The sequence below is a fragment of the Stenotrophomonas sp. STEN087 genome (assembly GCF_056759115.1).
Window position 1 is genome coordinate 24,424 of the sequence record NZ_JBRRCR010000011.1, and the last position, 21,117, is coordinate 45,540.

The following is a 21,117-nucleotide window of genomic DNA, read 5'->3' on the forward strand; positions in this document are numbered from 1 at the left end:
CCCGAACGGTGGTGCCGGCCGCTGGCCGGCATTGCCCGCCGCTCCGGTAGGTATCGACCGTTGGTCGATACGCCCTACAACCACTTCGCGCGCTTGAACAACCGGTACAGCCCCACGCACACCGCGGCCACGCCGACGATCATCAACGGGTAGGACCACGGCTGGTTGAGCTCGGGCATGTGGCTGAAGTTCATGCCGTACCAGCTGGTGATCAGGGTCGGCGCGGCCAGCAGCGCCGCCCACGCACCCAGGCGCTTCACCGTCTCACCCTGCGCCAGCGTCACCAGCGACAGGTTCACGCTCAGCGCCGTGCCCAGCATCTCGCGCAGGGTGTCGATCACATCGCTGATGCGCGCGGCATGGTCGTGCACGTCGCGCACGTACAGCTTCACTTCGTCGGGAATCAGGTCGCCCTGGTAGCGGCGCAGCTGCGCCAGCACGTCCTGCAGCGGTGCCACCGCCATGCGCATCTTGTTCAGTTCGCGCTTGAGCTCGTACAGGCGCGTCACCGTGCTGCGCTTGTAGGTCTCGGCGAAGATGTCTTTCTCCAGCACGTCCAGCGTGTCGCGGAAGCGGGTAGTGATCGGCAGGTAGTTGTCCACCACGAAATCGGCCACCGCGTACAGGCAGTACGACGCCCCCATCTTCAGCAGCTGTGGCTCGCGTTCCACCCGCGCGCGTACCGGCGCGTAGGACAGCGATGCGCCGTGGCGCACGGTCACCAGGAAACGCGGGCCGAGGAAGGCGTGGGTTTCACCGTACTGGATGCGCTCGTCGACCATCTGCGCGGTGGTCATCACCACGAACAGCGAGTTGCCGTAGGCCTCGGCCTTCGGGCGCTGGTGCGCGTTGCGCGCATCCTCGATGGCCAGGTCGTGCAGGCAGAACTCTTCCTGCAGTTTCAGCAGCACGTCGTCGTTGGGGTCGAACAGGCCCACCCAGACGAAGCCGTTGCCACTGGCGATCACATCGCTGATGGCGTCCAGGCTGATGTCGTGGCGCTTGCCCTGGTCATCGTAGTGGACGCAGTTGATGACGCAGGCGGGGTTGTTCGACGCGGGTGCGGAAGCGGAGGCGGGCAATGACATGCCCGCCATCCTGCGTCAGCGGGGTGTTTCGGACAAGTGAGGACGACGGGCCAGCACCCAGGCCAGCGCGACGTGCACCGGCAGCAGCAGCACGATCCACTGCACGTTGTACTGCGCCTGCAGGCTCAGCCAGTGCAGCACCAGCGCCGCCACGGACTGTGCGGCCAGCAGCCACAGCACGATGCTGAACATGCGTCCCGGCACGCGCCGGCGCAGCAGCGCGATGGCGCCCGGCAGCAGCAGCACCGCCAGCGGCGAGAGCAGCAGCAGGTTGCGGTTGGCCCACGCGGCGTAGTGGATGCTGAAGCCCCACAGGAACACCAGCACGCCACCGAACAGGGCGCACAGCAGCCAGAACGGCAGGGCGATGCCGGCCAGCAGGCGCGGGCGGCTGCGCAGGGCCAGCACGCCGGCGGCGATCACCAGGCCGCACAGCAGCCACGGCCACCAGCGCCGCGCGAATTCCTTCGGCTCGGGATCGATGCGGTGCGGCAGCAGTTCCTGCTCGCTCTGCACCAGAGGCCGGCCATCGCTGTTGCGCACCTGGCGCAGCGCATCGGCCAGACGCATCGGCACGAAGGCTTCCTGCCAACGCGACAGCGGCTGGTCGGCGAACGGACCGAGGCCGACGTCGAAGCCCAGCCACATCCACGGTGCCGGCGATGCCAGGCGCACCGATTCGCTGCGGTAGGTGTTGCCACGCGAACGTCCGGACAGCTGCGCATGCAGGCCGCCATCCAGTGCCTTGTCGAGGGTGTCGCGCACCATCGTGGCGCAGTTGGCCGTGTAGTAGTCGTAGTGGTAGCGCGCGTTCTCAGGTTTGGCCCGTTCGGCCAGGCCGGCTGCCAGGGCACGGGCCTGGTCCGGGCGCAGGTCCAGCCACTGCACGCTGGCACCGCGGCCGGTCTCGTCGTAGTACGACAGGTCCTGCTGCAGCGGCAGCGCTACCAGGTAATACATCATGTCGCCGCGTGCGAAGCGGCTGATGAAGTCATCCTCGGACGGATCGAAGTAACCGAAGTTGTACGAGATCGCCTCTCCGCTGACCGGGTCGAGCACCACGATGGCGTCGTGGCCGAAGCGTTCGAAGAACACCGTGCCCGGCTGCATGGTCACCACGCCGATGCGCGGCGCCGGCGCTTCCTGCGGGGCGGCGGCATCGGTGGCCGGCGCGGCGGCCATCGCCTGCGCGAAGGCCGCCTGCGGCAGGGCCATGGCCAGCACGCACAGTGCCAGCCACACACTCAGGATCAGGCCCCGGCGCTTCAAGCGTCGTCCTGCTCGTCCGGCGGCAGCACCGTCACATGGAAGGCCTGCACCCGGCGCGCATCGGCGCGTGCCACGCGGAACATGAAGCGGTCCAGCGCCAGCTCATCGCCGACCTCGGGCAGGTGGCCGATCGCCTCAGTCACCAGGCCGCCGATGGTGTCGTAGTCCTCGTCGGAGAACGTGGCACCGAAGCGCTCGTTGAAATCGCCGATCGCGGTCAGCGCGTCGACCACGTAGCGGCCATCAGCCTGGATCGCGATCTGTGCCGATTGATCCTCGGCCTCGTCATGCTCGTCGTCGATCTCGCCGACGATCTGTTCCAGCACGTCCTCGATGGTGACCAGGCCGGCGACACCGCCGTACTCGTCCACCACCATGGCCATGTGGTTGCGCGACAGGCGGAACTCCTTCAGCAGCACGTTGAGCTTCTTCGCCTCGGGGATCAGCACCGCCGGGCGCAGCAGTTCGCGCACGTTGGCCGGCCCGTTGTCGGCGACCACGCCGCGCAGCAGGTCCTTGGCCAGCAGGATGCCAAGGATGTCGTCCTTGTTCTCGCCGTGCACCGGGAAGCGTGAGTGGCCCGATTCGACGACCTGTTTCATCAGGTCCAGGAAGGGCGCCTCGACCGGCAGCGAAACCATCTGCGAGCGCGAGATCATCACGTCGCCCACGGTCAGCTCGGCCACCGAAATGGCGCCTTCCATCATCTTCAGGGTATCGGCGGCGATCAGACCCTCTTCCTGCGCGGTGTGCAGGACAGCGACCAGCTCGTCGCGGGTATGGGGTTCGCCGGAGAAGGCGGAGGTCAGGCGTTCAAGCCAGCCGCGCTTCTTTTCATTGGGCTCCAGGGAGGAGCTACTACTGTCGTCTTCTGACATCTCTGGAAAAAGGGCACCCGGCAAGCCGGGCGTTGTCCCAAGTCTAGCAGGATGTTGGCGCCTTTCAGTGACCGCCGGCGGCCGCGGCCGGAACCTCGTCGTCGGCCGGCAGATCCAGGCTGTAGGTACAGCCGGCCAGGGTCTTGCCGGGGTGGCTGGCCACCGTGGACACGCTGAGGATGATCGATTCGATCTGGGCCTCGCCGGTCCTGGGGTCGGTCACGTCGCGGCTGACCACCTCGCGGCCGGCCATGAACTTGCCGTCCTGGTCGTAGCCGGTTTCCAGTTCCAGGCGCTTGGCCAGCGGGTGCGGGTCGGCCTGGTCCAGCACGGCCATCACGCTGGCGCCGGCCACGGCCACCCGCTCGGTCTGCTGGCCGAACACGGTGATCGGGTTGGCCAGGCGGAACTCGCTCATGAACTGGTTGCCCTGCGGCAGCGGCTGCAGGCCCTGGGCCACGGCCTTCAGCGGGTCGGCCAGCAGCGGTGCCAGCGCGGCATGCTCGGCCACGCCCTGGCGGCATTCGATCAGCGCCGGCAGGTCCAGCGGGGCGGCCGAAGCGGGGGCAGCGAGGGAGGCGAGCAGCAGGGGCAGGGCAGTACGCAGCAGCACAGGCAGGAGATCCGCGATGGAGGATGCCCGGACATGGTAGCGGCGGTGGACGGCGACTGCGACCGGTCGGCGGCTACGCCCTCAGCCCTGCGGTGCCGCGCGCCGGCGCGTCCAGGCAGCCCGCACCCCGCCGCTGGCCAGCGCCCACAGCGCCATCACCGGCAGCGTCAGGAACACCACGGTCAGGACCACGTGGATCAGACCCATCACGATGCCGGCTGCCAACGTCAGGTAGTTCGGCTGCAGCGGCATCGGCAATCCGACCGGGCCTGCATTGCCGCGTACCAGCATGTAGGCGGCGGCAAGCGCGAACAGGGCGAGCAGCTGCACCCGGGGCGCCCGGAAGAAAGGCAGGCTGCCGCTGCCGCGGTGCAGGCGGCGCAGCACGAAAACGCGCCAGCTGAGCGGGGCGGTGCACACGCCGACCAGCGGCAGCAGCAGTGCGATCACCGAGAGGGCGTTGAACATCTGCGGAGGGATCAGGCCGTGCGGCAGGCGCGACTGGACAAGGCCAATGAGGAACGCTGCCAGCAGGCTGACCGGCGACACCAGCGCCAGCGTGAGCAGCAGCCAGTGCCGGCCATCGGGGTGGCGCGCGATGTTTCGACGCGCCACGTACAACCCCACGACCGTTACAAGAATGCAGATCGCAGGTATGGCCAGCGCGGCCATGAGTTGACCCTTCATCGTCCATGTCTCCCGGGGATGTCTGCCCGAGAGTAGCGCGGTTCTGGCCTCAGCGCTCGCCGGCGTAAGGATCCTCGATGCCCAGCTCGGCCAGGATCTCGCGCTCCAGCTGCTCCATCGCCTCGGCTTCCTTGTCGTCCTCGTGGTCCCAGCCCAGCAGGTGCAGCACGCCGTGCACGGTCAGGTGCGCGTAATGGGCGTTCAGTGCCTTGCCCTGCTCGTCGGCCTCGCGGGCCACCACCGGCGCGCAGATCACCAGGTCACCCAGCAGCGGGAACTTCACCCCCTTGGGCAGGCCTTCGGGCACGTCGGCCGGGAAGCTGAGCACGTTGGTGGCGTAATCCTTGCCACGGTAATGCCGGTTCAGCGACTGCCCTTCCTTCGCATCGACCACGCGGATGGCCAGGTCGGCCTCGCGGATGCGTCCCTTCAGGGCCGCCGCCACCCATTTGCGGAAGCTCACCGCCGCTGGAAGGCCGGTGCGGGGCAGGGCGTAGCTGATGGCGACATCAAGTCGCACGGGGCCTTTGGTCATGGGGTAGCTCCAGGTTGAATCTGATGCAGGTCGCGGCGGTCGTAGGCATTGACGATGCGTGCCACCAGCGGGTGGCGGACCACGTCACGCGCTTCGAAGAAGGTGAACGTCACGCCCTCCACATCGCGCAGCACGTCGATGGCGTCGCGCAGGCCCGACTTCACGTGCTTGGGCAGGTCGGTCTGGGTCAGGTCGCCGGTGACCACCGCGGTGGAGCCGTAGCCCAGGCGGGTCAGGAACATCTTCATCTGCTCGATGGTGGTGTTCTGTGCTTCGTCCAGGATCACGAACGCATCGTTGAGCGTGCGCCCGCGCATGTAGGCCAGCGGCGCGATCTCGATGACGTTCTTTTCCAGCAGCTTGACCACCTTCTCCACGCCCATCATTTCGTACAGGGCGTCGTACAGCGGGCGCAGGTAGGGGTCGACCTTCTGGCTCAGGTCGCCGGGCAGGAAGCCCAGCTTCTCGCCGGCTTCCACCGCCGGGCGCACCAGGATCAGCCGCTGCACGCGCGATTCGTTCAGTGCTTCCACCGCGCTGGCCACGGCCAGGAAGGTCTTGCCGGTGCCGGCTGGGCCGATGCCGAAGTTGATGTCATGCGTGGCGATCTGGTGCAGGTAGCGGCCCTGGTTGGCGCCGCGGCCGCGCACGGTGCCGCGCTTGACCTTGATCGCCACGTCCTGCGCTTCGTAGGAACGCTCGGCGATCTGCTCGACATTGGCCTGCGCCAGGCGCAGGTGGATGGCGTGGCTGTCGAAGGTGGTCTCGGCGGCTTCGACGTACAGCGCCTCGATCAGCTTCTGCGCCTCGACGATGGCCTCGTCCGGCCCGCTGATGCGGAACACGAAGCCGCGGTTGGCGATCTCCACGCCGAGCTTCAGCTCGATCTGGCGCAGATGGCCGTCGAAGGGGCCGCACAGGTTGGCCAGCCGCTCGTTGTCTTCCGGCGACAGGGTGAAATCTCGATGCTCGATGCTTTTCATTGCGTGGGGTGGGGCGGGTTCGCCGTCCACCGCGATGGACCCAGGGAAGACAAGATTAGCGCGCGGACGGGCGGGGCGACAGTTCTCCACACCGGGTGTGGATCGGCGCCGAAGAAAGCTGTGGACAAGTATTTGCGGAGCCTGCGCGGCAAGGGAGGTGAAGCGCTGGTGAAAAATGTGCCAAGGGCGGCGGGGTCAGATCCCCGAAGGGGCTCTGACCCCATGGCAATCAATCCGCCACCACCCGCGCACGCAGCGAATTGGTCAGCGCCTCGGTGATCACCACGTCCACGAACTGGCCGATCAGGCGCGCCGGCGCCGGGAAGTTCACCGAACGCATGTTCTCGGTCTTGCCGGTCAACTCGTTCGGGTTCTTGCGCGAGGGGCCTTCCACCAGCACGGTCTGCACGGTGCCGACCATCCTTTCGGAAATGCCGGCGGCATGCGCATTGATGCGTTCCTGCAGGCGCGACAGCCGCGCGTGCTTTTCCGCATCGCTGATCGTGTCCTCCAGGTCGGCCGCCGGGGTGCCCGGGCGACGCGAGTAGATGAAGGAGAAACTGTGGTCGAAGCCGATATCCTCGATCAGCTTCATGGTCTTCTCGAAATCGGCATCGGTCTCGCCGGGGAAGCCGACGATGAAATCCGAGCTGATCGAGATGTCCGGGCGCACCGCGCGCAGCTTGCGGATCTTCGACTTGAATTCCAGCGCGGTGTAGCCGCGCTTCATCGCCGACAGCACGCGGTCGCTGCCGGCCTGGACCGGCAGGTGCAGGAAGTTGGCCAGCTGCGGCACGTCGCGGAACGCGTCGATCAGCGAGTCGCTGAATTCCAGCGGATGCGAAGTGGTGAAGCGGATGCGGCCGACGCCGTCGATCTCGGCGATGGTGCGGATCAGCAGCCCCAGGTCGGCGAATTCACCGTCGCCATAGGGACCGCGATAGGCGTTGACGTTCTGCCCGAGCAGGTTGATCTCGCGCACGCCCTGTGCGGCCAGCTGCGCCACTTCCACCACCACGTCCTCGAACGGACGGCTGACTTCGGTGCCGCGGGTGTAGGGCACCACGCAGAACGAGCAGTACTTGGAGCAGCCTTCCATGATCGAGACGAACGCCGAGGCGCCCTCGGCGCGCGGTTCCGGCAGGCGGTCGAATTTTTCGATTTCCGGGAAGCTGATGTCCACCTGCGGGCGCTTCTGCTCGCGGCGGGCACGGATCAGTTCCGGCAGCCGGTGCAGGGTCTGCGGGCCGAACACCAGGTCCACGAACGGCGCGCGCTTGATGATCGCTTCACCTTCCTGCGAGGCCACGCAGCCGCCCACGCCGATGATGACTTCGCGGCCCTTGTTCTTCAGGCCCTTCCACACGCCCAGCTGGCTGAACACCTTTTCCTGCGCCTTTTCGCGGATGGAGCAGGTGTTGACCAGGATGACGTCGGCGTCGTCCGGGGTATCGGTCAGTTCCAGGCCATCGCTGGCGGCAAGCACGTCGGCCATCTTGGCCGAGTCGTACTCGTTCATCTGGCAACCGTGGGTCTTGATGTAGAGCTTGCCTTTGACCTGGTCGGGCTTGCGCGGACCAGTGGGCAGGGCAACGAGCGGGGTACCGCCCGAGGCGGGCGGAAAGACGTCTGGCGTCCCGGTCATGGCGCTTAATCCATTCGGGTGGCGGGAAAGCGGGCAATTCTACCCGCATCCCACGCCGCTCGCCGCGCCCCTTTGGGGGCGAGCGGACGCTCGGCTGTCAGTAGAGCCAGGCCATGCCTGGCTGCGTTCCGTGCCCTGGGCGCGACGGACAGGTCCATCCACGCATGGCGTGGATCTACTGCAACCCCCCTTACGCCGCCACCAGCTCCGCGTCGATCTGCCGCGAGCGGTCGAAGGCGGCCAGCGTGCCCATCCGGTCGATATAGGCCACGGTGGCCGGGGCCGGCTGCACCAGCCCGAACTCGCGCATCCAGCCCAACGCATTGCCCCACAGGATGTCCGCCGCGCTCAGCGCCTCGCCCAGCAGGTACGGGCCCTGCGCCAGCTGCGCCTCGATCACCTGCAGCACGGTCTCGGCATCGTTGTAGGGCGACATCATCCGCGGCGGCGGCTCGCGGTGCAGCGCCTTGTCGGTCATCGCCGGCTCGAAGCAGGCACCGTAGAAGGCCATCCAGCGCAGGTAGGGGCCGCGCTGCGCATCGCCGATCGGCGGCGCCAGCCCGGCTTCCGGGTACAGGTCGGCCAGGTACAGGTAGATGGCCACCTGTTCGGTCACCAGCGCGCCGTTGTGGATGATCGCCGGCACCTTGCCCATCGGGTTGATGGCCAGGTAGGCCGGGGCCAGGTTGGCGCCGGCCTTCAGGTCCAGCACCTGCAGCCGGTAGTCGGCGCCGAGTGCCTCGAGCAGGGCGACGGCACCGCTCGAGCGTGAACGGGCGGCGTGGTAGAGGGTGATCTGGCGTGCAGACATGGCAGGGCTCCTTGCGGTGGGTGATGAAGCGGGAGGCCATGCTGGGGCACAATCGCGGACGACTTCTGTCCTCGATTCCTCATGCGCCATACCGCCCATCGACTGCTGCGCCTGATCTCGCTCCTGCAGGCCCGCCGGCACTGGTCCGGCGCCGAGCTGGCCGAGCGCATGGGCGTGGACCGGCGCAGCATCCGCCGCGACATCGAACGCCTGCGCGAGCTCGGTTACCCGGTGCAGGCCTCGGCCGGGGTCGGTGGTGGCTACCGGCTCGGCACCGGCGCCCCGGTGCTGCCGATGCTGCTGGACGAGGAGGAGGCGATCACCCTGGCCATCGCCCTGCGGGCCGCCTCGGCCACCCTGTCGGGCATCGACGAGACCGCCCGCGGCCTGCTGTCCAAGCTCGACCCTCTGGTGCCGACCCGGCGTCGGCAGCAGGCCGGCGAGGTGCATGCGGCCACCGCCACCCTGTCCGACCTGCCGGCCACCGATGCGCGCCTGCTCGGCCGCCTGGCCCAGCACTGCCGGCAGGCCGCACGGCTGACCTTTGAGTACCGCAGCGCGCAGGACGTGCTGACCCAGCGCCAGGTCGAGGCCCAGCACCTGGTCAACTACGGCCGTCGCTGGTACCTGCTGGCCTGGGATCTGGTCCGCGAGGACTGGCGCACCCTGCGCGTGGACCGGATGGGCGCGGTGCAGCTGCAGCCCGGGCCCGGCCTGCACCGGCGCACCCCGGCGCCGCCCGACGTGATGGTGCGGCAGGCCGTCAGCCAGGCGCCTTTCACCCTGCAGGCCATCCTGCGCCTGGCCGGCAGCCTGGCCGAGCTGGAGGGTCGCATTCCGCCCTGGTGCGGGGTGCTGGAGCCCGAGGGGCCCGACCATTGCCTGTTGCGCATGGGCGCCGAGAGCCGCGGCATGATGCTGGCCCAGATCCTCAGCCTGGATCGGCTGCCACTGGCCCTGTGGACCTCGCCGCCGGAACTGCGTGACGAACTGGCACAGCGCCTGGCCGGGCTGGGCCAGCTGCTGGCTGTGCCGGCGGTCACGGACTGAGCGGGGCGGCTTGGCAAGGCCCGGCGAAGCTGGGACACTCGCCGCCATGAAGGGGATACTGGGGACAACGGCGATCATCATCGCTGCGCTGACCGCTGCGCCGGCCAGCGCCGGCACCCTGTTCAAGTGCCAGGGTGCCGACGGCGTCACCAGCTATGTCAGCAAGCGCGTGCCCGGCGCGCGCTGCAGCAGCATCAGCTACAGCCGCGATACCCGCCGTCCCGCCACCCCGCGCGCCGTTCCGGCCGCGGCGCCGGTGCAGACCGCCAGCACCACTCCGGCTGCCACCCAGGTGGCCAGCGCCGAGCGCAACCCGGTGGCCGTGGCCGCCAGTGCCGCCAGCCCGGCCGTCGCCGCCACCCCTGCAGCCAAGCCGGCGACCACGCCGCGCGGCGGCCGCATGGTCAGCGGGCAGGTCTATTCGTACATGCAGGATGGCGTGCGCCACTACACCAGTGCGCGCCCGACCCAGGTCGCCAATCTCGGTCCGGTACGCACCATCCGCTACAGCTTCATGGAGCGCTGCTACGCCTGCGGGGTCAACCCGCGCGTGGACTTCGGCAGCGTGCGCCTCAACACCACCTCGTTCCAGACCGAGATCGCCTCGGCCGCACGTGAGTTCGGCGTGGAAGAAGCCATCGTGCGCGCGATCATCCATGCCGAGTCGGCCTACAACCCGACCGCGCTCAGCCGCGCCGGTGCGCAGGGCCTGATGCAGCTGATGCCGCCGACCGCCGCACGCTTCGGGGTCAGCGATTCCTACGACGCCAGCCAGAACATCCGTGGCGGCGTGCAGTATCTTGCGTGGTTGTTGAAGCGCTTCAATGGCGATCTGACCCTGGCCGCAGCGGGCTACAACGCCGGCGAAGGCGCGGTCGACCGCCACGGTGGCGTCCCGCCGTACAGTGAAACCCAGTACTACGTGCGCCGCGTCGGCCAGCTGGCCGACCGCTACCGCACCGCATTGACCAAGCAGTAGCGCCAGGCCATGCCCGGCGAGCGAAGCGGCAAGCAGGTAGGTGCCGACTGTCAGTCGGCACGCTCTACAAAGATTGTTGCAATGCGTTGTGTGGCGCGCGACGGTTCCGCTACACTCGCCCATGATTCAATGCGGCTCTGGCCCCCACCGGATCCGCTGGCAGCCTTAAAGCTACCTAATCAATATCGGAGTGCCGGATGGCCAACGATGGGGTACACGATCCAGTCAACACCGGACGTCGGCGTTTTCTTTCTGCCACCACAGCCGTGGTGGGCGCCGTCGGCGTCGGATTCACCGCAGTTCCTTTCATCAAATCCTGGAACCCCAGTGCCCGCGCCAAGCTTGCCGGCGCACCGGTGGTGGCCGACATCAGCGCCCTGCAGGAAGGCCAACGCCTGATCGTGGAATGGCGTGGCCAGCCGATCTGGATCGTCAAACGGTCCAAGGCGATCCTCGACGCGCTGCATGGGCTGGATGGCCGTCTCAAGGACCCAGAGTCCGGCGAGAAGGACCAGCAGCCGGACTACGTGCTCAAGCAGAACCCCGAGCTGCGTTCGATCAAGCCGGATGTCTCCGTGCTGGTCGGGCTGTGCACGCACCTGGGCTGTTCGCCTGAAATGGTGGCCGAGATCCGGCCCGAGCCGTACGACCCGCAGTGGAAGGGCGGCTACTTCTGCCCCTGCCACAAGTCGCGCTTCGACATGTCCGGCCGCGTCTTCAAGGACGTGCCGGCGCCGATCAACCTGAAGGTGCCCGCGCACCATTACCAGGACGACAACACCATCATCATCGGTGTCGATCCGCAGGGGGCAGCCTGATGGCCAATATCCTCGCCCGTACCGCCAGCGGCGTGGCCGACTGGGTCAACGCGCGCGCGCCCGGCCTGATGCCGGTCTACCGCAAGCACGTCAGCGAGTACTACGCGCCGAAGAACTTCAACCTCTGGTACTACTTCGGCTCGCTGGCGCTGCTGGTGCTGGTCAACCAGATCGTCACCGGCATCTTCCTGACGATGCACTACAAGACCAACGCCGCCGAGGCGTTCGGTTCCATCGAATACATCATGCGGGACGTGGAGTGGGGCTGGCTGATCCGCTACATGCACTCCACCGGGGCCTCGCTGTTCTTCATCGTGGTCTACCTGCACATGTTCCGCGGCCTGATGTACGGCAGTTACCAGAAGCCGCGCGAGCTGGTGTGGATCCTCGGCATGCTGATCTACCTGGTGCTGATGGCCGAAGCCTTCATGGGCTACGTGCTGCCGTGGGGCCAGATGTCGTTCTGGGGCGCGAAGGTCATCATTTCGCTGTTCGGCGCGATACCGGTCATCGGCAACGGCCTGACCGAATGGATCATGGGCGACTACCTGCCCAGTGATGCCACGCTCAACCGCTTCTTCGCCCTGCACGTCATCGCCCTGCCGCTGGTGCTGCTGCTGCTGGTGGTACTGCACCTGGGCGCGCTGCATGAAGTGGGTTCCAACAACCCCGACGGTGTCGAGATCAAAAAGGGGCCCAAGGGCAACCGCTGGTCGCCGAACGCGCCGGCCGATGGCATTCCGTTCCATCCGTACTACACGCTCAAGGATGGCGTCGGCGCCGGCTTCCTGCTGATCATCGCCGCCTTCATCATCTTCTTCGCACCGGCCTTCGGTGGCCTGTTCCTGGAGCACGACAACTTCACCGAGGCCAACCGCCTGGTGACGCCCGAGCACATCAAGCCGGTCTGGTACTACACGCCGTACTACGCGATGTTGCGCGTGGTGCCCAACAAGCTGGGCGGCGTGCTGGTGATGTTCTCGGCCATCGCGATCCTGTTCCTGGTGCCGTGGCTGGACCGTGCGAAGGTCAAGTCCTACCGCTATCGCGGCGTGCTTTCGAAGGTGCTGCTGGGCGTGTTCGCCGTGTGCTTCGTCTGGCTGGGCGTGATCGGTTCCGGCCCCGGTACCGATGCGCATGAAACCTACGTCGGGCGGGTGCTGACCTTCCTGTACTTCGCGTTCTTCATCACCATGCCGGTATGGACAAGGTTGGACAGGACCAAACCGGTACCGGAGAGGGTGACCACCCATGACTGATCGCTGGATGGTCCGGCTGGCCCTGACGGCCACCCTGATGCTGGGCAGTTTCCTGGCCTCCGCCGCCGAAGGTGGCACCAAGCTGCTGCAGGCCGGCAACGACCTCGGTGACCGCGCATCGCTGCAGCGCGGTGCGCAGCTGTACATGAACTACTGTTCCGGCTGCCACGCGCTGAAGTACCTGCGCTATTCGCGCATGGCGCAGGACCTGGGCCTGAGCGAGGAAGAGGTGATGGCCAACCTCAACTTCACCGGCTCGGCGATCGGCGACCCGATCCCGGTGGCGATGCCCAAGGAACAGGCGGAGAAGTGGTTCGGCAAGATGCCGCCGGACCTCAGCCTGATCTCGCGGGTGCGCGGCAGCGACTGGGTCTACACCTACCTCAAGTCGTTCTACCTGGACAGCAGCCGGCCGCTGGGCTGGAACAACGCCCTGTTCGCCAACGCATCCATGCCCAATCCGCTGTGGGAGATGCAGGGCCTGCAGCACGCGGTGCATGGCAAGGCCGAGGCGCCGGGCATGGATCCGCCGGTCACCGGGCTGCGCCTGGAAACGCCGGGCAACGTCGATGCCGGGCAGTACGACCAGGCCGTGCGGGACATCACCAACTTCCTTGAGTACGCCGGTGAACCGGCCGCCTTGAAGCGCCAGCAGCTGGGTGTGTGGGTGATCCTGTTCCTGGCCCTGCTGACCTTCCTGCTGTACCTGCTGAAGAAGGAATACTGGAAGGACGTGCACTGATTCTGCTGCCGGCACGACGCAAAGCCTATTGGCTTTTGTGATGCTCGGTTGCACACTCGGGGAGGAGTCGACCGCCAGCACGGTGCTGGCGGCGCCGATGCGGCAGGCGGTCTCCTGTCGTGGGAGAGCCTTTGATGGCGGCGAGCGTACGCATGCGCAATACACTGACGCTGTTTTCCTCGAACGATGATGTCCTGTGCCACCGGGTCCGCCTGGTCCTGGCGGCCAAAGGGGTCAGCTATGACTCCGTTGCTGTCGATCCGCAGAACCCGCCTGAAGATCTGATCGACCTCAATCCCTACCACTCGGTGCCGACCCTAGTCGAGCGCGAGCTGGTGCTGTACGCCGCCTCGGTGGTCAGCGAGTACCTCGACGAGCGCTACCCGCATCCGCCGCTGATGCCGGTCGATCCGCTCTCGCGTGCACGCATCCGCCTGGCCATGCTGCGCATCGAGCACGACTGGGTGCCGCAGGTGCAGGCCATCCAGCTGGGCAACAAGACCCAGGCCGAAGCCGGTCGTAAGCGCCTGAAGGAACTGCTGACCGCCTCGCTGCCGCTGTTCAAGGCCAGCAAGTTCTTCCTCAACCCGGAAATGAGCCTGGCTGACTGCGCGATGGCACCGATCATCTGGCGGCTGCAGTCGCTGGACGTGCCGCTGCCCAAGGATGGCAAGGCCATCGAGGACTACGGCAACCGCATCTTCCGCCACCCCGGTTTCGTCCGCAGCCTGACCGACCAGGAAAAGAAGCTGCGCGACCTGCCGGGCTGATCCCGGCGGGCGCATTCCGTCTGCATGCCCATCGGCGTGCAGGCGATCCGCCCCGGCAGGGGCGTCGGGCGCGTACACTTCACGCATGACCGACGACTTCTTCCACATGACCAGCCACCGCCCGTACCTGCTGCGGGCGCTGGTGGAATGGATCAACGACAACCAGCTGACCCCGCACATCCTGGTCGATGCCGGCGTTCCCGGCGTCCAGGTGCCGCCTTCGGCGGTGAAGGATGGCCGCGTGGTGCTCAACATCGCCGAGCGCGCGGTGGTGCAGCTGATGATCAACAACGAGATGGTGAGCTTCTCGGCCCGCTTCTCCGGTACCAGCTATCCGGTGCAGGTGCCGATCAGTGCGGTGCTGGCCGTGTACGCGCGCGAGACCGGGCAGGGCATGGCGCTGCCGGACGATATTCCGGGTACCGAACCGGCACCGACCAGCGACGAGCTGCTGCACGAAGGCGAGACCCCGTCGGATGACACGCCGCCGGACGACCGCCCGCCGACCACGCCGCCGCCGAAGGGCCGCCCGACGCTGCGCGTTGTGAAGTAACGGTAGGTGCCGACAAGCAACGGTAGGTGCCGACCGCTGGTCGGCACTCCATAAAGCAACGGTGGGTGCCGACCGTTGGTCGGCACGCTTCTGCCCGGCGCTACCGGGTTCAGACGTCCTCTGCGTCTTCCACATCCGCGCGGATCTGGCTGATCCGCGCCGCACCCGGGCCGGTGAACGACACCAGCTGGTCGCCGCGCAGCACCATGCGGCCGACGTGGCGATCGATGCCGTCGTAGGAATACTCGAACTTGAAGGTGCGCTCGAAGCCGAGCCGCCCATCCTCGCCGCGCGACAGGCGCATGCCGGTGGCGTGCACCGCCTGGTCCAGCCACTGCACGTCGGCGGCGCGGCAGGCATTGCGGCCAAGTTCGATGGCACGTTCGGCGGCGGAACGCGCGGCGTTCCAGAAGAAGTAGACGATGCCGCCGGCAATCAGCAGCAACAACAGGGTAGGCATGGCGTCACGCGTGCAGGGTCGATCCCGCAAAGATGGCGGCGAACGCGCAGCGGATCAAGCCATCCTGCTCATTGTCCATTCGTTGGCGGTGCAACCGGCGGCAATGCCACCCGCGATGCGGGGGCCGTCAGCTGCAGCAGTGCCGCCCAGTCCTGACGGTTGAAGCTGCATTCGTCCTCGCGGCCGGGCGTGCAGCTGGGGTCGATGCCGGTGCTGCTGCGATCGCGCGCGGGCGGCAGCTGGATCAGGCCCGTGCGGTCCAGCTGCAGCAGGCGCATGGCCACGGTGTTCATCACGTTGCCGCCCACCAGGTACAGGGTCTGGTCGCCGCCGAGGTTGGCCGCCACCACGACTTCGCAATGCGATTTCCAGTGACCGACCGAGCCGTTGCCCAGCGCTTTCACCAGCCCGCTGTAGCTCAGCGTGCTGCTGCGGTCGCGCAGGAAGCACAGCAGGTCGCCCGGTGCCGGCTTGGCCGTGGCCGGATCCACCAGCCGGTACGGCACGCCGGTCGGCCCCGCCTGGTAGGCGGCGCGGATGTAGTCGATATGCCGCGGCGAAGTGGTGAAGCCCGGCACGCCGGCGCGGGTCATCACCCAGGAAATGAACGCGGCCGACCACGGGTTGTCGACCAGGAAGGCGCGGCAGTCGCTGTCGGTGTAGCGCGTGCCCAGCGGCGCCAGGCAGCTGCTGGCGCCGGGAATGCTGCCCATCGCGTTGAGCGTGCCGCTGTCGCGCCAGTAGCTGGCCACGCGCTGCCAGGCGATCAGGCCGTTGTCGGCCAGGTTCTCGTTCTCCGCTTCGGTGACGCTGAGGCTGGCCGCGCGCCCCTCGCGGTCGATGAAGGGGCGGTACCAGAGCCGATGTTCATTGCAGGCAGCATTGCGGATGGAGATCGCCAGCGGACTGAGGCCGAAGCGGGGTGGCACGTCGCAGGCTTCGGCGGCGGCGGCTGACAGCGGCGCGGCGGCCAGCAGCAGGCAGGCAGGCAACAGCATCCGGCGCATGCGCGGCTCCTGTGGGGGATGGCCGCAGCGTCGCAGAGGCAGGCGTAGCCGAATCGTGAAGGCCTCCGAACCGGTAGCGCCGGGCCATGCCTGGCGAGCGAAGCGGCAGCTCGAGGGGCAGCCGAGCGTGGGCTCGGCTCTACAGGATCCACCCTCAACCCGGCGGCGGCCCCAGCTTCAGCGACAGGTCGATCGCCTGCACGTGCTTGGTCAGGCCGCCGATGGAAATGCAGTCCACGCCGTCCTCGGCGATCGCGCGCAATCCCTCCAGGCCCACACTGCCGGAGACTTCCAGCGGAATGCGCCCAGCGGTGATGCGCACGGCCTCGCGGCGCAGCGCGGCATCGAAGTCGTCCAGCAGGATGCGCTCGCAGCCGGCATCCAGTGCCTGCTGCAGCTGCTCCAGGTCTTCCACCTCCACCACCAGCGGCAACGACGGCCACTGCTGGCGCGCGGCAGCCACCGCAGCGGGCAGCGAGCCGGCGGCACGGATGTGGTTTTCCTTCAGCATCACCGTGTCGTACAGGCCGAAGCGGTGGTTGTCACCGCCGCCGCAGCGCACCGCGTACTTCTGCGCGAGGCGCAGGCCGGGCAGGGTCTTGCGGGTATCGAGGATGCGCGTGCCGGTGCCGGCCACGGCGGCCACGTAGCGGGCGGTGGTGGTGGCGGTGCCGGACAGGGTCTGCAGGAAATTCAGCGAGGTGCGCTCGGCGCTGACCAGACTGCGGCTGCGCCCGTGCAGCAGGGCCAGCACGGTGCCGGCGGCGACGCGGTCGCCCTCGGCCACGCGCCATTCGATGCGGACGTCCGGGTCGAGCGCCCGATGGGTGGCGTCGAACCAGGGGCGACCGGCGATCACCGCATCATCCTGCTTGCACAGCAGGTAGGCGCTGTCGGCCTGGTCGGGCAGCAGGGCGGCGGTGACGTCACCGCTGCCCAGGTCCTCGGCCAACGCGCGGGCGACATCGGCCGCGACGTGGGCCGCATCCGGCGTCGGCAGGGCGGTCATGCGGCGGGGAAGTCGGCGATCTGCGCGGTCGGGATGGCCTCTTCGGCCAGCAGCACCGGAATGCCGTCGTCGACCCGGAACACCTGCTTGCGGTCGCGGGTGACCAGCGCTTCGCGCAGCGGCTGGGCCAGCGGGTTGCCGTCGGCCTTGTTGACCGAGCCGGCGGAAATGGCCTTGTTGAGGGCTTCCAGGCCCTTGCCATCCAGCAGGGACAGGGGCTGGCGGGTGTCCGGCGACACCAGCAGGTCAAGCAGCTTGCGATCCATGGTTCTTCGTCTTGCGTGGAAGACGGCTAGAATACGTCTTTAAGGCAGGTGACGGCCAATGACCCCCAACCCGATCGCGCCGCTTGTCGGCATCGTCATGGGTTCCCGCTCCGACTGGGAAACCATGCAGCACGCCGCCCAGAAGCTTGAAGCCCTGGGTGTTCCGTTCGAAGTGAAGGTGGTCTCCGCCCACCGCACCCCGGACGTATTGTTCAGCTATGCAGAAGAGGCGGGCCCGCGCGGCCTGCGCGCGATCATCGCCGGTGCCGGCGGGGCCGCGCACCTGCCGGGCATGATCGCCGCCAAGACCGCCGTGCCGGTGCTGGGCGTGCCGGTGCAGTCCAAGGCCCTCAACGGCATGGATTCGCTGCTGTCGATCGTGCAGATGCCGGCCGGCATTCCGGTCGCCACCTTCGCCATCGGCAATGCGGGCGCGTCCAACGCGGCGCTGTTCGCCGCGGCGATGCTGGCCAGCGACCAGCCGGCCATCGGTCAGGCGCTGGAGGCCTTCCGCACCCGCCAGACCGAAGATGTCATGGCCCACGACGATCCGCGCCAATGAGCCTGACCGTCGGCATCCTGGGCGGCGGACAGCTCGCCCGCATGATGGTCCTGGCCGGTGCGCCGCTGGGGCTGCGCTTCGAGCTGTACGACCCGGCGGCCGACGCCTGCAGCGGCCCGCTGGCGCCGCTCACCGTGGCGGCGTTCGATGATCGCAAGGCTCTGGCCGAGTTTGCCGCCAAGGTCGACGTGGTCACCTTCGATTTCGAGAACGTGCCGGCCGACAGTGCGCAGTGGCTGGCCGACCAGGTGCCGGTCTACCCGCCGCCGTCGGCGCTGGCCGTCGCGCAGGATCGGCTGAGCGAGAAGACCCTGTTCCAGCAGCTGGGCATTCCGCTGCCGGCCTTCGCCGATATCCGCAGCCGTGACGAGCTGGCCGCGAAGGCCGCCGAGTTCGGCCTGCCGTGCATCCTCAAGACCCGCCGCCTGGGTTATGACGGCAAGGGCCAGTTCCGCCTGCGCAGCGAGGCGGACATAGACGCCGCATGGGACGCCCTCGGCGCCCAGGTCGAGCGCACCGGCCTGATCCTGGAGGGCTTCGTCGCCTTCCAGCGCGAAGTCAGCGTGGTCGCCGTGCGCGGCCGTGATGGAAGCTTCCAGGCGTGGCCGGTCACCGGCAACTGGCATGTCGATGGCGTGCTGTCGGCCAGCGTGGCCCCGGCCGTGTTGTCCGATGCCGAGCATGAGGCGGCGATTGGTTATGCGCGCCGCGTGGCCGAGCACCTGGGCTACGTGGGTGTGTTCGCGCTGGAGCTGTTCTGCCGCGATGGCGAGCTGCTGGCCAACGAGATGGCACCGCGCGTGCACAACTCCGGCCACTGGACCATCGAAGGCAGCGAGACCTCGCAGTTCGAGAACCACCTGCGCGCCGTGCTGGGCCTGCCGCTGGGCAGCACCCGCATGCTCGGCCATGCCTGCATGCTGAACTGGCTGGGCGCGATGCCCGATCCGGCGCCGGTGCTGGGCCAGGCCAGTGGCCATTGGCATGACTATGGCAAGCAGCCGCGCGACGGCCGCAAGGTCGGCCACGCCACGCTGCGTGACGATGATGCCGATGCGCTGGCCGATGCGCTGCTGCAGGTCGGCCTGGAGCTGGATCGCCAGGACCAGGTGGCGCCAGCGGTGCACGCGCTGCGCAACCGCTGAATCGGGTAGTGCCGGCCGCTGGCCGGCAAGGGCCGCGCGATGTCGGTAGCGCCGGGCCATGCCCGGCGGCACGCCATCCCGGTAGTGCCGGCCGCTGGCCGGCAGGCGCCTCAGCGCAGCTGGCTCTCGGCGAATTCCCAGTTGACCAGCTGCCAGAACCCTTCCAGATAGCGCGCACGCTCATTCTGGTAGTCGGTGTAATACGCGTGTTCCCACACATCGCAGCACAGCAGCGGGGTGCTCTCGCCGGTCAGCGGCGTGCCTGCGTTGCGGGTCGCCTGGATGCCGAGCTGGCCGCCGGGGTGCTGCACCAGCCAGACCCAGCCCGAGCCGAACAGCCCCAGCGCGGCGCGGTTGAATTCCTCGCGCAGGCGCTGGCCATCGCCGAACTGGCGCTTGATGAGCTCACCCAGCCGGCCCTGCGGCTCGCCACCGCCACGCGGGCGCAGGCACTGCCAGTAGAAGCCGTGGTTCCAGGCCTGGGCGGCGGCATCGAACAGCGTGCCCTGGGCCTGGCGGACGATCTCTTCCAGCGGCGCTTCTTCCCATTCGGTGCCGACGATGGCGGCATTGACCGCATCCACGTAGGCGCGATGATGGCGGCCGTGATGCAGTTCCACGCTCTGCGCGGACAGGTGCGGCTGCAGGGAGCCGGAAAGGTAGGGCAGGGCAGGCAATTCGACGGGCATGGACAGGTTCGTGGCCAGGGGACGGCGGCAGCCGGTTCCATCGGCTTACAATGGCGGCTACCGTGGGCAGTCTAGCCGACCACTGCGGTCGGTTTGTCCGGCGAAGCAAGGAGTGAGGTGTGGCGGTAATGCAGCAAATCCAGGCCGAGGTGGATCGTTACCCGCTCGTGTTGTTCATGAAGGGCACCCCGCAATACCCGATGTGCGGCTTTTCCAGCCGTGCCGTGCAGGCGTTGATGGCCGCCGGTGCCGTCGCCCTGCGCACGGTCAACGTGCTGGAGGAACCGGAGATCCGCGCCAACCTGCCGCGCTTCTCCAACCTGCCGACGTTCCCGCAGCTGTTCATCAACGGGGAGTTGATCGGCGGCTGCGACATCGTCATGGAGCTGTTCGAAGCCGGCGAGCTCAAGCGCATCGTCGAAGAGGCCACCCAGGGATGAGTGCCTGGCCATCGACGTCGGCGAACGGTGCGGCGCTCGATGGCCGTCCCCTGCAGGATCGCGTGGTCCTCATCGCCGGTGCCGGTGGCGGGCTGGGCAGTGCTGCGGCCATCGCGGCCGCCGAAGCGGGGGCCACCGTGGTGCTGATGGGTCGCAAACCGCGCCGGCTGGACCGCGTCTACGCCCAGGTGCAGGCCGTGGGGCCCGAGCCCCTGCTGTATCCGCTGGACCTGGAAGGTGCCGGCCCCGATGACTATGCCGAACTGGCCCAAGCCCTGCAGCGTGAGCTGGGGCGGCTGGACGGCCTGCTGGTGTGTGCCGCGCATTTTCCCGGCCTGACCCCGTTCGAGCTGGCCGATCCGGCCAGTTTCGCCCGCGCCGTGCATGTCACCCTGACCGCGCCGGCATGGCTGGCCCAGGCCTGCCTGCCGCTACTGAAGCAGCGCGACGATGCGGCCCTGGTGTTTGCCGTCGATGCCCCTGAAAGGGTGGGGCAGGCCTACTGGGGCGGCTATGGCGTGGCCCAGCACGGGCTGCGGGGACTGATCGCCAGCCTGCACGATGAATTGGGCCGTACCCCCGTCCGGGTCAGCGGCCTGTATCCGGGCCCCCTGCGCACCGCACTGCGGGCCCGCGCCTATTCAGTTGACCAGGATCCGGCCGCCCAAGGGCCGGAAAACGCCGCCGCTGCGGCCGTTGCGCTGCTTTCAGCCGCCGGCGCCCCGTGGCGCGGGCAGGTACTTGACGCCAGTCACGCTACTGTCGCCAGTTAGCTGGACGATAAGACGGAATGAAGGTTCCGTCACGATCTCGTTGCGATCCGGTGCCGCTTGTCGCACAACCGTCACAATGATGGCGT

The 21,117-nt window shown here is 67.9% G+C and carries 25 protein-coding genes; 11 read left to right on the top strand and 14 right to left on the bottom strand.

The genetic code is table 11. The features are described 5' to 3' along the window. Window positions 1-74: 74 nt before the first annotated feature. From ACVOK1_RS04815 to ACVOK1_RS04855, 9 genes are all read right to left on the bottom strand, one after another. On the bottom strand, window positions 75-1,097 hold the full coding sequence (locus ACVOK1_RS04815; protein WP_481561295.1) for a magnesium and cobalt transport protein CorA: 1,023 nt from the start codon (window positions 1,095-1,097) through the stop codon (window positions 75-77). Window positions 1,098-1,103: 6 nt separating this feature from the next. After that, window positions 1,104-2,357 (bottom strand): lipoprotein N-acyltransferase Lnb domain-containing protein, encoded by a 1,254-nt coding sequence (locus ACVOK1_RS04820; protein WP_108768377.1) that lies wholly within the window; start codon window positions 2,355-2,357, stop codon window positions 1,104-1,106. Then, window positions 2,354-3,235, bottom strand: a complete 882-nt coding sequence (locus ACVOK1_RS04825; protein ID WP_108768378.1) for an HlyC/CorC family transporter — start codon at window positions 3,233-3,235, stop codon at window positions 2,354-2,356. The genes ACVOK1_RS04820 and ACVOK1_RS04825 overlap by 4 nt, the downstream gene beginning before the upstream one ends. A 64-nt stretch (window positions 3,236-3,299) precedes the next feature. Then, the gene (locus tag ACVOK1_RS04830) at window positions 3,300-3,848 is read right to left on the bottom strand and encodes a hypothetical protein (RefSeq protein ID WP_481561296.1); all 549 of its coding nucleotides are present in this window, start codon (window positions 3,846-3,848) and stop codon (window positions 3,300-3,302) included. An 81-nt stretch (window positions 3,849-3,929) separates the two neighbouring features. Further along, window positions 3,930-4,520 carry a hypothetical protein gene (locus tag ACVOK1_RS04835; RefSeq protein ID WP_481561297.1) on the bottom strand — a complete coding sequence of 197 codons (591 nt, stop codon included), beginning with the start codon at window positions 4,518-4,520 and terminating at the stop codon, window positions 3,930-3,932. A 64-nt stretch (window positions 4,521-4,584) separates the two neighbouring features. Further along, window positions 4,585-5,070: an rRNA maturation RNase YbeY gene (gene ybeY / locus ACVOK1_RS04840; RefSeq protein WP_108764644.1), complete on the bottom strand. Its 486-nt coding sequence runs from the start codon at window positions 5,068-5,070 to the stop codon at window positions 4,585-4,587. Then, window positions 5,067-6,053 carry a PhoH family protein gene (locus ACVOK1_RS04845; protein ID WP_108768380.1) on the bottom strand — a complete coding sequence of 329 codons (987 nt, stop codon included), beginning with the start codon at window positions 6,051-6,053 and terminating at the stop codon, window positions 5,067-5,069. The genes ybeY and ACVOK1_RS04845 overlap by 4 nt, the downstream gene beginning before the upstream one ends. A 229-nt stretch (window positions 6,054-6,282) precedes the next feature. Continuing rightward, window positions 6,283-7,698: a tRNA (N6-isopentenyl adenosine(37)-C2)-methylthiotransferase MiaB gene (gene miaB / locus ACVOK1_RS04850; RefSeq protein WP_481561298.1), complete on the bottom strand. Its 1,416-nt coding sequence runs from the start codon at window positions 7,696-7,698 to the stop codon at window positions 6,283-6,285. A gap of 190 nt (window positions 7,699-7,888) precedes the next feature. After that, window positions 7,889-8,509: a glutathione S-transferase family protein gene (locus tag ACVOK1_RS04855; RefSeq protein WP_481561299.1), complete on the bottom strand. Its 621-nt coding sequence runs from the start codon at window positions 8,507-8,509 to the stop codon at window positions 7,889-7,891. Between the two features lie 81 nt (window positions 8,510-8,590). Here ACVOK1_RS04855 and ACVOK1_RS04860 point away from each other — a divergent pair, with 81 nt between their 5' ends. The 7 genes from ACVOK1_RS04860 (at window position 8,591) to ACVOK1_RS04890 (ending at window position 14,680) form a co-directional block, all read left to right on the top strand. Further along, entirely contained in the window at window positions 8,591-9,559 is a 969-nt protein-coding gene (locus ACVOK1_RS04860) for a helix-turn-helix transcriptional regulator (RefSeq protein WP_481561300.1), read from the top strand. A gap of 46 nt (window positions 9,560-9,605) precedes the next feature. After that, on the top strand, window positions 9,606-10,538 hold the full coding sequence (locus tag ACVOK1_RS04865; RefSeq protein ID WP_481561301.1) for a lytic transglycosylase domain-containing protein: 933 nt from the start codon (window positions 9,606-9,608) through the stop codon (window positions 10,536-10,538). A gap of 197 nt (window positions 10,539-10,735) precedes the next feature. Further along, window positions 10,736-11,356 (top strand): ubiquinol-cytochrome c reductase iron-sulfur subunit, encoded by a 621-nt coding sequence (gene petA / locus ACVOK1_RS04870; protein ID WP_108764653.1) that lies wholly within the window; start codon window positions 10,736-10,738, stop codon window positions 11,354-11,356. Beyond that, entirely contained in the window at window positions 11,356-12,615 is a 1,260-nt protein-coding gene (locus ACVOK1_RS04875) for a cytochrome b (protein ID WP_108768385.1), read from the top strand. The genes petA and ACVOK1_RS04875 overlap by 1 nt, the downstream gene beginning before the upstream one ends. Continuing rightward, window positions 12,608-13,357 (top strand): cytochrome c1, encoded by a 750-nt coding sequence (locus ACVOK1_RS04880; RefSeq protein ID WP_164074002.1) that lies wholly within the window; start codon window positions 12,608-12,610, stop codon window positions 13,355-13,357. The genes ACVOK1_RS04875 and ACVOK1_RS04880 overlap by 8 nt, the downstream gene beginning before the upstream one ends. A 134-nt stretch (window positions 13,358-13,491) precedes the next feature. Then, on the top strand, window positions 13,492-14,127 hold the full coding sequence (locus ACVOK1_RS04885) for a glutathione S-transferase N-terminal domain-containing protein (RefSeq protein ID WP_108768387.1): 636 nt from the start codon (window positions 13,492-13,494) through the stop codon (window positions 14,125-14,127). A gap of 85 nt (window positions 14,128-14,212) precedes the next feature. Continuing rightward, entirely contained in the window at window positions 14,213-14,680 is a 468-nt protein-coding gene (locus tag ACVOK1_RS04890; RefSeq protein WP_108768388.1) for a ClpXP protease specificity-enhancing factor, read from the top strand. Window positions 14,681-14,789: 109 nt separating this feature from the next. Here the strand turns inward: ACVOK1_RS04890 and ACVOK1_RS04895 are convergent, their stop codons facing one another. The 4 genes from ACVOK1_RS04895 to ACVOK1_RS04910 all read right to left on the bottom strand — a co-directional run bounded on the left by ACVOK1_RS04895 (window position 14,790) and on the right by ACVOK1_RS04910 (window position 17,422). Further along, window positions 14,790-15,140, bottom strand: coding sequence for a DUF3301 domain-containing protein (locus ACVOK1_RS04895; protein WP_108768389.1), 351 nt, complete (start codon window positions 15,138-15,140; stop codon window positions 14,790-14,792). 68 nt (window positions 15,141-15,208) lie between these two features. Continuing rightward, on the bottom strand, window positions 15,209-16,147 hold the full coding sequence (locus tag ACVOK1_RS04900) for a DUF2272 domain-containing protein (protein WP_481561302.1): 939 nt from the start codon (window positions 16,145-16,147) through the stop codon (window positions 15,209-15,211). Between the two features lie 154 nt (window positions 16,148-16,301). Continuing rightward, window positions 16,302-17,156 carry a carboxylating nicotinate-nucleotide diphosphorylase gene (gene nadC, locus ACVOK1_RS04905; protein WP_108768391.1) on the bottom strand — a complete coding sequence of 285 codons (855 nt, stop codon included), beginning with the start codon at window positions 17,154-17,156 and terminating at the stop codon, window positions 16,302-16,304. After that, a complete protein-coding gene (locus ACVOK1_RS04910; RefSeq protein WP_108746345.1) occupies window positions 17,153-17,422 on the bottom strand; it encodes a Trm112 family protein in 270 nt (89 codons plus the stop codon). The genes nadC and ACVOK1_RS04910 overlap by 4 nt, the downstream gene beginning before the upstream one ends. Window positions 17,423-17,480: 58 nt before the next feature. On the opposite strand from ACVOK1_RS04910, the gene purE reads away from it, so the two are divergent. Next, a complete protein-coding gene (purE, locus tag ACVOK1_RS04915) occupies window positions 17,481-17,984 on the top strand; it encodes a 5-(carboxyamino)imidazole ribonucleotide mutase (RefSeq protein WP_079221357.1) in 504 nt (167 codons plus the stop codon). Next, window positions 17,981-19,129: a 5-(carboxyamino)imidazole ribonucleotide synthase gene (locus ACVOK1_RS04920; protein ID WP_406232143.1), complete on the top strand. Its 1,149-nt coding sequence runs from the start codon at window positions 17,981-17,983 to the stop codon at window positions 19,127-19,129. The genes purE and ACVOK1_RS04920 overlap by 4 nt, the downstream gene beginning before the upstream one ends. A gap of 110 nt (window positions 19,130-19,239) precedes the next feature. Here ACVOK1_RS04920 and ACVOK1_RS04925 read toward each other — a convergent pair whose 3' ends face one another. Next, window positions 19,240-19,818, bottom strand: a complete 579-nt coding sequence (locus ACVOK1_RS04925) for a superoxide dismutase (RefSeq protein WP_200752266.1) — start codon at window positions 19,816-19,818, stop codon at window positions 19,240-19,242. Between the two features lie 119 nt (window positions 19,819-19,937). Here ACVOK1_RS04925 and grxD point away from each other — a divergent pair, with 119 nt between their 5' ends. Together grxD and ACVOK1_RS04935 are read left to right on the top strand one after the other, a co-directional pair. Beyond that, on the top strand, window positions 19,938-20,258 hold the full coding sequence (grxD, locus tag ACVOK1_RS04930) for a Grx4 family monothiol glutaredoxin (RefSeq protein WP_079221360.1): 321 nt from the start codon (window positions 19,938-19,940) through the stop codon (window positions 20,256-20,258). Next, window positions 20,255-21,031, top strand: coding sequence for an SDR family NAD(P)-dependent oxidoreductase (locus ACVOK1_RS04935; protein WP_481561303.1), 777 nt, complete (start codon window positions 20,255-20,257; stop codon window positions 21,029-21,031). The genes grxD and ACVOK1_RS04935 overlap by 4 nt, the downstream gene beginning before the upstream one ends. The last annotated feature ends 86 nt before the right edge of the window (window positions 21,032-21,117 follow it).